This window comes from Pseudomonas sp. BLCC-B112 (genome assembly GCF_028550695.1).
Classification (GTDB): Bacteria; Pseudomonadota; Gammaproteobacteria; order Pseudomonadales; family Pseudomonadaceae; genus Aquipseudomonas; species Aquipseudomonas danubii.
The window spans coordinates 568,950-580,927 of the sequence record NZ_JAQQGK010000005.1; the positions used below are offsets into that span (position 1 = coordinate 568,950).

13 protein-coding genes are annotated in these 11,978 nt (G+C 63.1%); 5 read left to right on the forward strand and 8 right to left on the reverse strand.

All coding sequences use genetic code 11. From position 1 onward, the window contains the following. Positions 1 to 127 precede the first annotated feature (127 nt). The 7 genes from PQT43_RS16470 to PQT43_RS16500 form a co-directional block, all read right to left on the reverse strand. Entirely contained in the window at positions 128 to 1,012 is an 885-nt protein-coding gene (locus PQT43_RS16470; RefSeq protein ID WP_272754316.1) for a transporter substrate-binding domain-containing protein, read from the reverse strand. Beyond that, positions 1,009 to 1,791 carry an amino acid ABC transporter ATP-binding protein gene (locus PQT43_RS16475; RefSeq protein WP_102882721.1) on the reverse strand — a complete coding sequence of 261 codons (783 nt, stop codon included), beginning with the start codon at positions 1,789 to 1,791 and terminating at the stop codon, positions 1,009 to 1,011. Before PQT43_RS16475 ends, PQT43_RS16470 begins: the two co-directional genes overlap by 4 nt. Beyond that, entirely contained in the window at positions 1,788 to 2,447 is a 660-nt protein-coding gene (locus PQT43_RS16480; protein WP_102882720.1) for an amino acid ABC transporter permease, read from the reverse strand. The genes PQT43_RS16475 and PQT43_RS16480 overlap by 4 nt, the downstream gene beginning before the upstream one ends. Continuing rightward, a complete protein-coding gene (locus PQT43_RS16485; protein WP_102862620.1) occupies positions 2,428 to 3,093 on the reverse strand; it encodes an amino acid ABC transporter permease in 666 nt (221 codons plus the stop codon). The genes PQT43_RS16480 and PQT43_RS16485 overlap by 20 nt, the downstream gene beginning before the upstream one ends. 566 nt (positions 3,094 to 3,659) lie before the next feature. Continuing rightward, complete coding sequence (locus tag PQT43_RS16490; protein ID WP_102882719.1) at positions 3,660 to 4,442, reverse strand: MetQ/NlpA family ABC transporter substrate-binding protein; 783 nt, start codon at positions 4,440 to 4,442, stop codon at positions 3,660 to 3,662. A 125-nt stretch (positions 4,443 to 4,567) separates the two neighbouring features. Then, positions 4,568 to 5,542 (reverse strand): sigma 54-interacting transcriptional regulator, encoded by a 975-nt coding sequence (locus PQT43_RS16495; RefSeq protein WP_272754317.1) that lies wholly within the window; start codon positions 5,540 to 5,542, stop codon positions 4,568 to 4,570. A gap of 58 nt (positions 5,543 to 5,600) precedes the next feature. Next, positions 5,601 to 6,182 carry an alpha/beta hydrolase gene (locus PQT43_RS16500; protein WP_102862617.1) on the reverse strand — a complete coding sequence of 194 codons (582 nt, stop codon included), beginning with the start codon at positions 6,180 to 6,182 and terminating at the stop codon, positions 5,601 to 5,603. A 289-nt stretch (positions 6,183 to 6,471) separates the two neighbouring features. Between PQT43_RS16500 and PQT43_RS16505 the strand changes: the two genes are divergently transcribed. Continuing rightward, positions 6,472 to 7,437, forward strand: coding sequence for a TerC family protein (locus tag PQT43_RS16505; protein ID WP_180988503.1), 966 nt, complete (start codon positions 6,472 to 6,474; stop codon positions 7,435 to 7,437). A 103-nt stretch (positions 7,438 to 7,540) separates the two neighbouring features. Here the strand turns inward: PQT43_RS16505 and PQT43_RS16510 are convergent, their stop codons facing one another. After that, positions 7,541 to 8,404 (reverse strand): LysR family transcriptional regulator, encoded by an 864-nt coding sequence (locus tag PQT43_RS16510; RefSeq protein WP_272754318.1) that lies wholly within the window; start codon positions 8,402 to 8,404, stop codon positions 7,541 to 7,543. A gap of 108 nt (positions 8,405 to 8,512) precedes the next feature. Between PQT43_RS16510 and PQT43_RS16515 the strand changes: the two genes are divergently transcribed. The 4 genes from PQT43_RS16515 to PQT43_RS16530 all read left to right on the forward strand — a co-directional run bounded on the left by PQT43_RS16515 (position 8,513) and on the right by PQT43_RS16530 (position 11,484). Next, complete coding sequence (locus PQT43_RS16515) at positions 8,513 to 9,175, forward strand: ankyrin repeat domain-containing protein (RefSeq protein ID WP_123391831.1); 663 nt, start codon at positions 8,513 to 8,515, stop codon at positions 9,173 to 9,175. Between the two features lie 27 nt (positions 9,176 to 9,202). Next, entirely contained in the window at positions 9,203 to 9,664 is a 462-nt protein-coding gene (locus PQT43_RS16520) for a nucleoside deaminase (protein WP_272754319.1), read from the forward strand. Continuing rightward, positions 9,651 to 10,856, forward strand: coding sequence for a CynX/NimT family MFS transporter (locus tag PQT43_RS16525; RefSeq protein ID WP_272754320.1), 1,206 nt, complete (start codon positions 9,651 to 9,653; stop codon positions 10,854 to 10,856). Before PQT43_RS16520 ends, PQT43_RS16525 begins: the two co-directional genes overlap by 14 nt. A gap of 151 nt (positions 10,857 to 11,007) precedes the next feature. Beyond that, positions 11,008 to 11,484, forward strand: a complete 477-nt coding sequence (locus PQT43_RS16530) for a DUF6392 family protein (protein WP_272754321.1) — start codon at positions 11,008 to 11,010, stop codon at positions 11,482 to 11,484. Positions 11,485 to 11,978 lie beyond the last annotated feature (494 nt).

Here is an 11,978-nt window from a genome sequence, read left to right on the forward strand (position 1 = left end):
GCCGCTGCCGAAGGCTGCGATAAGGTCCGCAGGACCTTCCGAGGCCCTCAAGAGCGGCGTCTCCTTCGGAGCCGTTCGCAGCCTTCGGCAGCGGCTACACAGTGGATTCAGCAGCCGACAGTACGCCTCAGCCCTGCCATTTGCCGCCTTCGACAATCACGCTCTCAGGCGGGGTGTCATCGCTCAGCTCCTTGCGCACGTACTTGTCATACAGCTTGAGCAGGTATTTTTCTTCGCCCAGCTTGGCCAGTTCGGCATTCACCCAGTCCCGCAGTTCGATGTTGCCCTTCTTCACCGCCGGGGCAATCGGTGCCTGCTCGCCCAGGGTCTGGGGCAATACGCGGTAGCCCGGGTTCTGCTTGGACCAACTGAACAGGATCAGGTTGTCCTGGGCGTAGGCGTCGCCACGGCCATTGGCCAGGGCTTGCAGGGACTCGGTGTTTTTCTCGAACTTGAGCAGTTTCCAGTCCGGGTGGTTCTGGGTCAGCCAGATGTCTGCGGTGGTGCCGGTGGTGACGATGGTGGTGCGGCTTGCCAGGTCATCCAGGCTCTTCACCGGGCTGCCTTCGGGCACCAGGGCCTGCACCGCCACCTTGAGGTTGGGGTTGGTGAATTCCACCGCTTGCTTGCGCTCCGGGGTCACGGTCATGTTGGCCAGGATCAGGTCAACCTTGTCGCTCTGCAGGAAGGGAATGCGGCTGGCCGGTTCCACGGCGACGAACTCCACCTTGTTCTCGTCCCCCAACAGGTCCTTGGCGAACTGGCGGCCGATGTCGGTATCGAAGCCCACATAGCGCCCGGTCTCATCGACGAAACCGAACGGCGGCTTGTCGGTGAACACCCCGACGATCAGCTTGTCCCGGGCCTTGATCTTGTCCAGGTAACCGGCCGCCGGCGCGGCGCTGGCAGCGGTGGCCGCAGGCTTGGGTGCATCATTGGATTTGTCGCAGCCGGCCAGCAGGGCCAGACCGAACAGCGGCAGTAACAACAGCGAAGACTTGGCAGTTTTCATAAGAGCTCCAGTTCCTTTTTAGGGGCTTTCTTGGGCAGTGCTTCAACGAACGAGAACTTCTCCAGGAACTGCTGCGCGCGTGCGCTCTGCGGGTTGGTGAAGAAAGCCTCGGGGGTGTTCTGTTCCACGATGCGCCCGCCATCCATGAACACGATGCGGTCGGCCACGGCCCGGGCGAAGGCCATTTCATGGGTGACGATCAACAGGGTCATGCCGTCCCGGGCCAGGCCCTGGATCACCTGCAGCACTTCCTTGACCATCTCCGGATCAAGGGCCGCGGTGACCTCATCGAACAGCATCACCTGGGGGTTCATGCACAACGAGCGGACGATGGCGATGCGTTGCTGCTGGCCGCCGGACAGCTGCCGGGGAAAGGCCTCGCGCTTGTCCAGCAGGCCCACCCGCTCCAGCAGCGCTTCGGCCTGGGCCCGAGCTTCGCGGGGCTCGCGCTTTTGCACCTTGAGCGGCCCCAGGAGGAGGTTGTCCAGCACGTTCATGTGGGGGAACAGGTGATAGCTCTGGAACACCATGCCGATCTGCTGGCGCACCTGACGCCAGTCGGTGTCGGGGCTGAGCAGCTCGCGCCCGGCGAAACGCAGATGGCCGCTGTGGGCGCTTTCCAGGCCGTTGAGGCAGCGCAGCAGAGTGCTCTTGCCGCAGCCGCTGGGGCCGAGGATGACGATCACCTCCCCTGCGGCCACGCTGAGGTCGACCTCCTTGAGCACCTGCTGCGGGCCAAAGAATTTGTTGAAACCCTGAAACTCGATCAATGCGCTCATGCTTGCGTCCAGCGCCGCTCCAGCACGCGGGAGGCGGCCGACAGCGGGTAGCAGATAAAGAAGAAAAACAGGAACAGAACGCCGTAGATCAGCACCGATTCGTAGGTGCGCTCGATGATCTGCTGGCCGACCTTGATCACGTCCACCACGCCGATCAGTACCGCCAGGGAACTGGTCTTGATGATTCGCGTGTAGACGTTGATGGTCGGCGGCGTCATGCGCTTCAGCGCCTGGGGCAGCAAGACGTAGCCGTACAGCTGGGCACCGGAGAGGCCAATGGACAGACCCGCTTCACGCTGGCCCCGGGGCAGGGATTGCAGGGCCCCGCGCACTACCTCGCCGACTTCGCTGGCGCCCCACAGCGACAGCACCAGCACCGCGCAGGTGAAACTGGGAATGCTGAGGCCGAAGAAGATCGGAAAGCCGAAGAACAGCAGGTACAACCAGACCAGCACCGGGATCGCCCGGAACAGCTCCAGGTAGATTCGCAACGGTACATCCAGCACCTTGCGTTGCAGGCTGCGCAGCACGCCGTAGAGCACCCCGCCCAGGGTGCTGAAGGCAATGCTCAAAAGCGAAATCGACAAAGTCTGCACAGCGCCCCGGGCCAGTTGCGGCAAGGACACCAGCAACAGCTCAAGACCCGAACTGGCCATGTTGCAACCTCCTTTCCAGACGGCTGAGCAACAGCGACAGCGGCAAGAACAACAGCACGCAGATCAGCGTCAGCACCGCGAGCATTTCGTAGGTCTTGTAGTACAGGGCGATGTAGCTCTTGGTGGTGTAGAGAATCTCCGGCACCGCCACCGCCGAGACCACGGTGGTTTCCTTGAGCAGGAAAATGAAATTGGCGAACAGCGACGGCAGGCTGAGGATGCCGGCCTGAGGCAGGATCACGTAGCGCAGCAACTGCCACTGCGACAGGCCGATGGAGCGCCCCGATTCCAGCTGCGCCTGGGGCACGGCTTCCACCCCGGCGCGCAGCACTTCGGTGAGGTAGGCACCACCGAGAAAGGTCATGGTGATGATCGCCGCGGCAAAACCCGAGACCTTGATCCCCAGGGCCGGCAAGGCGAAGTAGACGAAGAACAGCTGGATCAACAGCGGTGTGTTGCGCGCCAGTTCCACGTACAGGCCGATCAGGCGGTGCAGGTAAGGGGTGCGAAACACCAGGACAGTGGCGTTGATCAGGGCTACCAGCAGCGAGGTGCCGATGGCGATCAGGCCGACCTGCAGGGTCACTCCCACGGCTTTGAGAAAGGCCGGCAGGGTGCTGAGGATAAAAGCGTAATCGAGGGTCATGAATCATCCTGAACGCCGCTGGGGTACAGCGACGGTGGTGCAGTCCGTGGGGCAGTGGGTAACCGCCCGGCTGCCGCGACTTTATAGCTATAAAAAGCAGAATTTAAATACCGTTAGAGCATATTGATATCACCCAAAAACCTAACCCGCGGATTTGCCGGGCTGGCGCCGGGCTACTACCTTTTCAACCGGGTCGAACGGAGCTTTCGCGCCCGCACCTCCACTGGACGCTACACCCCTCAAGGACGACCACCATGGCCGATACAAAGCCCCCGCAACCCCTGCCCCCCCATGAACTGATGAAGTGGCTGACGGCGTTGCGCCGCGCCACCCAAGCCACCGCCAAAAGCGCTCCACTTGTGTAAGCGCTGGCTTGTGTAGGAGCTGGCTTGCCAGCGAAGGCGCCCTTCAGGTTTGTACCCGGCCTGAGGACCTCTTCGCCGGCAAGCAGAACGCCGCCCGACCGACCCCTGCGGCTTTTGCCGACGCAATAAAAAACGCCGACGCTGTGATAGCCGTCGGCGTTCAAACCTTGAAGGGGTTTGTCGCTTCAGTAGCCTAGTTCATCAGAACGCCGGCAGTACCGCGCCGCTGTATTTCTTCTCGATGAAGGCTTTGACCTCTGGGCTGGTCAGGGCCTTGGCCAGCTTCTGGATCGCCGCGCTGTCCTTGTTGTCCGGACGGGCCACCAGGTAGTTCACGTAAGGCGAATCGGCGCCTTCGATGACCAGCGCATCCTTGGCCGGGTTCAGGCCCGCTTCCAGGGCGTAGTTGGTGTTGATCATGTCCAGGTCAACCTGATCCAGGACCCGTGGCAGCATGGCCGACTCAAGCTCCTTGAACTTGAAGTTGTGCGGGTTCTTGGCGATGTCCTTGGGCGTGGACACAGCATTCTTCGGGTCCTTGAGCTCGATCAGACCGGCCTTGTGCAGCAGGATCAGGGCACGGCCGCTGTTGCTGCCTTCGTTGGGGATGGCAATGGTGGCGCCATCTTTCAGCTCGGCCAGGGACTTGACCTTCTTCGAGTAGCCGCCGAAGGGTTCGACGTGCACACCGATCACGGTTTCCAGGTGAGTGCCCTTGCCCTCGTTGAAGTTCTTCAGGTACGGCAGGGTCTGGAAGTAGTTGGCGTCCAGACGCTTCTGATCGACCTGTACGTTGGGTTGCACGTAGTCGGTGAAAACCTTGATTTCCAGGTCCACGCCTTCCTTGGCCAGGGTGGGCTTGATCAGCTCGAGAATCTCGGCGTGGGGCACCGGGGTCGCGGCAACCACCAGCTTCTCGCCGGCCTGGGCAATACCGGCGCTCAGGGCTGCCGCCAGTGCGGTGAACAACAGAACTTTTTTCATGCAAGGTCCTTAGGTGTCGGGATCGACGACGGCTTCAAATGAGGTGCTTATCTGGGTGCCAGTGATGTGCCACTGCTGGCGTGAAGCGGACAATACCGAGATTTTTTATTCCCGAACAATATCTTTTATTCACGTTCATATTCCATTTTGTTCATACATCCCGCCCCACCACCGCGCCCGGTAGCCGCCAGCAGGCGCTTGAGGGCCTGGCGATCCGCGTCTGAATCGCTCTCGGCGATCTGCCGCAGCAGCTGCTCAATCTGCTCCAGCGGCGAACGCGTCGGCGGCAGGTTGAGGTGCTCCGGCAAGATCTCCTCGCCGCTGCTGACCAGCAGGGCAAAGTGAATGACGTTTTCCAGTTCACGGGTATTGCCCGGCCAGCTGTGGCGCTCCAGGGCCTGTTGCGCGGCTTCGCTGATCAGCGGCACCGGCAGGTCCAGGCGCTGGCTGTAGATCCCCAGGAAATACTCGGCCAGGGACTCGATATCCCCGACCCGCTCGCGCAGCGCCGGCAGCTCCAACTGGCCCTCGCTGAGGTAGCGGTACAGGCGCTCATGAAACTTGCCCGCCGCCACCGCCTGGGCCAAGTCGATGCTGGTGGCCGCCACCAGGCGCACATCCACCGGGCTCGGTTGCTGGGCACCGACCCTCGTCACTTCGTGGTTCTCCAGGGCTGCCAGCAGCTTGGTCTGAATCGGCAGCGGCAAGTCGCCGATCTCGTCCAGGTACAGGGTCCCGCCATTGGCCGAACCGAACCAGCCGGCCCGGCTGCTGGCGGAGCCGCTGAAGCTGCCGGCGGCGTAGCCGAATAGTTCGGCGTCGGCGTAGGTGGGGCTGATGGCGCCGCAGTTGACCGAGACAAACAGCCCGCTGCGGTCGCTGGCGCGGTGGATGTGTCGGGCCAGCAGTTCCTTGCCGGTGCCGGTTTCACCACGGATCAGCACCGAGATCGCACGGGGCGCCAGTTGCTCCAGCTCTTCACGCAGTTGTCGCGAACGTGGATCGACGAACACCAGCGCCTTGGCGCGGATGCTCAGGGGACTTTTTTCCGCATCGGGAAAGGTCAGCAGCGGCTGGCCGAATGGGGTGTGAGGACTCATGGCAGACTCCCGCCCAAAACCGCCTGAGGACGGGGGCGTTTAAACAGGGAAAATACGGTCAGGCACGACGCAGGGCGTGTTGTTCCATGCGGTTCTGCAGGCGATAGAGATAGGCGAATCCCTGCTCCCAGCGCTGGTGGCCGGACTTGACGTTGATATGCCCGGCTCCCGCCAGAATCCCGGCTTCGGCGCCCCAGTCACGGGCCAGTTCCAGGGCACGCGGCGCGCTGACGGCGCTGTCGTTGTCCGAACTCACCACCTGGCTGGGGAACGGCAGCAGGTCCCGGGGAATCGGCGCGAAATTGCGCAGGGCCGGCGCACAGGCCGCACGCTCGACATCCGCCGGCGCCACCAGCAGCGCACCGCGCACCTGGCGCAGCGCTGCCGCGGGCGCGCGCGCCGCCCAGTGGGCCACGGTGATGCAACCCAGGCTGTGGGCAATCAGGATCACCGGGGTGTCGTCGATGGCGATGGCTTCGGCCAGGGCCGCCACCCAGTCTTCACGGCGCGGCGTCAGCCAATCGGCCTGCTCCACCCGCGCACTGTTGGGCAGGCTGTTCTGCCAATGGGTTTGCCAATGATCTTCTGGCGATCCTTGCCAGCCCGGCACAATCAAGTAGCGAATGGATTCGTTGCGCATGGGGAACTCTCCTGCTGCGTGTCTGTTCCCGGACGAGTATAGGGAGGGGATTTATATTCGTTAAGGAATAAGAAGCTATTTATTAATACCCCAAAAGAATATAAGGCCTGCCTCCTTCAATCCTTTTGCCTGCGCGCAAACAATTCGTCGGCATCGAACTATCGGCCAAAAATATACGACTTTTTCTTGATCAAACCGGCTGGCTAGGATGAGAACCATCCGCCCCTGGGTGCGTCATTCCAAGACTGTCATGGGGGATAAACCTCAACTCATTTGAGGCGTGGCCGCGATGAACATCGGTGAACCTTGGATGTGGGCTGCTTTCATCGTCTTCGTCATCGCCGTACTGGCGCTTGACCTGTTTGTCTTCGGCGGACGCAAGGCCCATCGGGTTTCGGCCCGGGAGGCGCTGGCCTGGGTCATAGCCTGGGCCAGCCTGGCATTGGTCTTCGCCGGTCTGCTCTGGTGGTATCTGAACGATACGCTGGGTGCGCAAATCGCCCAGCGCAAAACCCTTGAGTTCCTCACCGGCTACCTGATCGAACAGTCACTGTCGATCGACAACATGTTCGTCTTCGTGATGATCTTCAGCTATTTCGCCGTACCGCCGCCATTGCAGCGGCGCGTGCTGCTGTACGGCGTACTCGGCGCCATCGTCATGCGTGCAGCGATGATTCTCGCCGGCGTCTGGCTGGTACAGGAGTTCGCCTGGCTGCTCTACGTCTTCGGAGTCCTGCTGGTCGTCACGGGCATCAAGATGCTGATCTTTGCCGAGCAACAACCCGACCTCGACAAAAACCCGATACTGCGCTGGATGCGCAAGCACTTGCGCGTCACCCAGGAGTTTCACGGCGAGCGTTTTTTTGTCATCCACAATGGCCTGCTCTGGGCAACGCCGATGTTCCTGGTGCTGGTGTTGATCGAGGCCAGCGACCTGATTTTTGCGGTCGATAGCATCCCGGCGATTTTCGCCGTGACCACCGATCCCTTCATCGTGTTCACCTCCAACATATTCGCCATCATGGGCCTGCGCGCCTTGTACTTCCTGCTCGCGGACATGGCTGAGCGGTTCCATCTGCTCAAGTACGGACTGGCCATAGTGCTGGTGTTTATCGGGAGCAAAATGCTGGCCGCGCCCTGGTTCCATATGCCGGTCCATTGGTCGCTGGCCATCGTCGGCGGCATCATCCTCAGTGCGGTGGTACTGAGCCTGACGCTGACCAGGGACAGAACACGCATCGCTGGCAAACCATGAGGTCTCAGGCACGCCCAGGAATACGCTAAAAGTGTCTGGCAAAAAATGGATTCCAGTGGAGATGCCAGTAACGTCATAAGGAACGGGGCCAACCAGCAGACCGTCACGGCCTATCAAATTGCGGCTTGACGCTTGCCACGGCCCTCAACTGCTCCTGTAATGCCTTTCCAGCCCGACTCAGGCCACTGCCGGCGTACAACGCCAGGCGCACGCCCTGGATATCCGGCAAACCGCTGGCGGCGTCGAGCATCCGATGGCCCTTGCCCAGCACCCGCACCGGCAACAGGCTGATGCCCAGGCCCGCCGCCACCGCCGAGCAGACACTGGCCAGGCTGGCGCTGGAATAGGCGATGCGCCACGGCCAGCCGCCGACTTCCAGGTGGTGGAGCATTTCCTGGCGATACAAACCGCCCACCGGGAACGCCACCAGCGGCAGCGGATCGCGGCCAAAGGCGGGCTGGCGAACGCTATCGACCCAGCACAGCGGCTCGGGCCAGGATTCCACGCAGTCATCGCTGTGGCCCATCTGCTTGACCAGCAACAGGTCGAACTCGCCACGGCGGAATTGGCGCTGCAATTCCGGTCCCAAACCACTGGTGACCTCCAGGCGCACCGCCGGATAGTCGCGGCCAAAGCGCGAGAGCATCGGCATCAGGCGCTCGGCGGCAAAGTCTTCCGGCACGCCCAGGCGCAGCACTTCCTCGCCGCGCTGGTTGATCAAGACGTCGCTGGCCTCCTCATGCAGAGCCAGGATGCGCCGGGCATAGGCCAGCAGGCGCTCGCCCTCCACCGTGGCCACCACCCGGCGCTGATCGCGGTCAAGCAACTGGCAGCCCAGGCTCTCCTCCAGGCGCCGCACCTGCTGGCTCACGGTGGACTGGGTCAAGTGCAGGCGCTCGGCCGCGCGGGTGAAGTTCTGGCAGTCGGCAACCGCCACGAAACTGCGCAGCAACACGGGATCGAACATTGCTCATCACCATTCTGATAGCCACTGATTGGCATGATTATATTTAATTTCAGAATACACAGGGCCGTCACCATACTTCCCTTTCATCAGCAGGAACGGGAGGTTCCCATGCCACTCAAGCGGTCCTTCAAACGCGGCCTGATGGCCATAAGTCTGCTAACGGCGGGGGTGGTCATGGCCAGCGACAACTCGCTGCTGGATGCAGTACGCAAGGGTCGGTTACAGCAGGTACAGCAGCTGATCCAGCAAGGCGTAGCCCTCGATGATCGTGGCCTGGACGGCAGCAGCCCACTGCTGCTGGCCACCCGCGACAACCGCATCGACATCGCCCGCGCGCTGATCGAAGCCGGGGCCGACGTCAACCGCAAGAACCTGATCCAGGACAGCCCCTACCTGCTGGCCGGCGCCAGCGGCCACAACGAAATCCTCAAGCTGACCCTGGCCCACGGCGCCGACCTCAAGAGCACCAACCGCTACGGCGGCACTGCCCTGATCCCGGCCTGCGAACGCGGCCATGTGGAAACCGTGCGTCTGCTGATCGAAGCCGGCGTCGACCTGAACCACGTCAACCACCTGGGCTGGACCTGCCTGATGGAAGCCATCGTGCTGTCCGACGGCGGCCCGGCGCACCAGCAGATCGTCGCCCAGCTGATTGCCGCCGGCGCCGACCTGAACCTGCCGGATCGTGCCGGTATCAGCCCGCTGCAACAGGCCGAGCGCCGTGGCCAGAGCGCCATTGCCAAGCTGCTGCGCGATGCCGGCGCGGCGTAACCCCAGCCCCCTTTGAAGGAGCCCTCCATGCACGACGATCAGCACTACCTGCAACAGGCCGTGGCACTGGCCCGGCGCAATGTCGAACAGGCCGGCCGCCCGTTCGGCGCGCTGCTGGTGCGCAACGGCCGGGTGCTGGCCGAGGCGGTGAATGAAATCCACCTCAGCCAGGACCCCACCGCCCACGCCGAAATGCTCGCCATCCGCGCCGCCAGCCAGCAACTGGGCCCGCGCCTGGACGACTGCGTGATCTACGCCAGCGGCCAGCCGTGCCCCATGTGCCTGGCCGCCATGTACCTGTGCGGCGTATCCCGCGCGGTGTTCGCCGCCAGCAATGAACAAGCAGAGCCGTTCGGCCTGTCCACCGCGGCCATCTACCAAGAGCTGAGCCAGCCCCTGGAAGCACAGCGCTTGCCGCTGCTGCACCTGCCCCAGGCGGCAATGACCGCCCTCTACCAGGACTGGCAGGCGCGCCATGCAGCGAACTGAATCGGCCTTCAAGACCGTCGCCGGCTGGGCGCTGCTGGTGTGCCTGGGCCTGAACCTGCGCCCCATCCTCAGCTCGGTCAGCCCGTTGCTCAACGAGATTCGCGGCGCCACCGGCATGAGCTTCCAGAGCAGCGCCTGGCTCACCAGCCTGCCGGTGATCTGCATGGGCCTGGTGGCCTTGCTCGGGGTACGGATCGAAGCCCGTCTCGGCGAACGCCGCGGCGTGTCCCTGGGTTTGCTGCTGGTGCTGCTGGCCTGCCTGGTGCGGCTGTTCTTCGGCCAGGCCGCGGCCTTGCTCGCCACCGCCCTGCTCGGCGGCGCCGGCGTGGCCTTGATCCAGGCCCTGGTGCCGGCGCTGATCAAGCGCCAGTTTCAACAGCGCGTGGCCCTGGCCATGGGCGTCTACTCGGCCTCGCTGATGGGCGGTGGTGGCATCGCCGCCCTGCTCAGCCCGCAGGTGGCCAGCCACTTCGCCCACTGGCAAATGGGGTTGGGCATCTGGGTGCTGCCAGCCATGGCCGCCCTGCTGCTGTGGCTGTGCCTGCCCCTGGGCGCAGGACGCCGCAACGGCCCCCCGGCGCCCCGGGCCGGGCTCTGGAACAACCGCCGCGCCTGGCTGCTGGCGTTGTACTTCGGCCTGGTGAACTGCGGCTACATGAGCATGGTGGCGTGGCTGCCGGCCTACTACCTGCAGCTGGGTTGGAGTGCTACCCAAAGCGGCTCGCTGCTGGCCTTCATGACGATTTTCCAAGTCACCGCAGCCCTGCTGATGCCGGCCCTGGCCCAGCGCAGCAGCGACCGCCGCCCGCTGCTGGGCATCAGCCTCGCGGCCCAGGCCGCAGGGTTTCTCGGGCTGGTGCTGTGGCCCTTGCAGAGCCCGCACCTGTGGGTAGCGCTGATCGGCTTCGGCCTCGGAGCGTGCTTTGCCCTGAGCCTGATCCTGACCCTGGATCACCGCCGCGATCCCCGGGAAGCCGGGCAACTGGCGGCTTTTGTCCAGGGCGTGGGTTTTCTGATCAACGCCGTCTCACCCTGGCTGAGCGGCTGGCTGCGGCAAGTCACCGGCAGCTTTGTCAGCGCCTGGTGGGTGTTGATCGTCGGTGTCCTGGCGATGCTGCTGTTGACGCGAATCTTCAGCCCGGCCAGTTATCAGGCCAGGGCCCAGCTCGACACAGCGCCACAACCGGCCTGACAGCGGTCCTCAAACCAACCGCCTGCCAGCACAGCAGGCGGCTTTCTTTGTGTCACAACAGAACCATTCGTCTTTTCGACCGGCTAAGATCGGCCGCCGACGCCACCCGCGCCAACGAATCCCCCACTCAGCACAGGACAATGGAGAAGACATGGACGCTAAAACGATCAGCCGCTGGGTAAAGAGCCTCGGGCTCAGCCATGCAGAACTGATCGCCCGGGGAGAACGCATCGAGACCCCGACGGACAAGATCTACGATGAATTCGAATGGCTGACCGTGATCGTCGAGCCCGGCCTGATGCTGGACTTCTGGGAAGACAGTCTGGTCCTGGAAAAGGTACTGATCGAGCTCATGCCTCTTGAACAGGGGCGCTCGTTCCACAGCGGCGAACTGCCCGCCCCGTTCTCACGCAGCATGACCCACGCCGATATTCGCGAGCTGCTGGGCACGCCCCTGCGCTCGGGGGAGCGCAGGCCATCAGCCGATGGGCAATGCATGCTCAATGCCTGGGAGAGCTACCGCCTGCCGGAGCCTCTGCATCCCAGTGCTCGGGTTGGATTCGTGTATAGCGCCGACATGCAGATCAGAGTCCTGTCGTTTGACTTGCTGGAGCCGCAGCGCGACTGATTCGCGCGACACCGCGTGGCTCTTGGAGACTTGCGGCGATCCGGTAGGCATTAGAGGCTCGGCGTGAGATCGCCAAGCAAGGCCCTGCGGTCTTTTTCGCAGCCTCGCAGGCTCGGCAGCGGCTACAGGGAACGTGGAGGACGACAGAGATAGGCCGGCCGGTAGGCTGCCGTCGGATTTTGATCTTGCTCTGGCTTTTGATCTGCCTGCCCCCTTAGACACGATGGCCGAACGCAGGCATTGAGCCGTGGGTAACCCGGCAGGACGCCGGGTTAGCCGCACTGGGCCAGGGATGGCCCATTGCGGCGGCCCACGGATCAATGCCGGAGTTCGGGCATGCCGAGCCTAGGCGAGGCACCGAGTGTAGGGGCAGGAGCCTTTGGTTACTTTGGGCTCTTCAAAGTGACTCGCTGTAAGAGCCATCCCTTTCAAGGTCTTGAGTAAAATCCGCTAAAACTCATTCAGGAAGATCCGAACGATGTGGGCCGATGTAC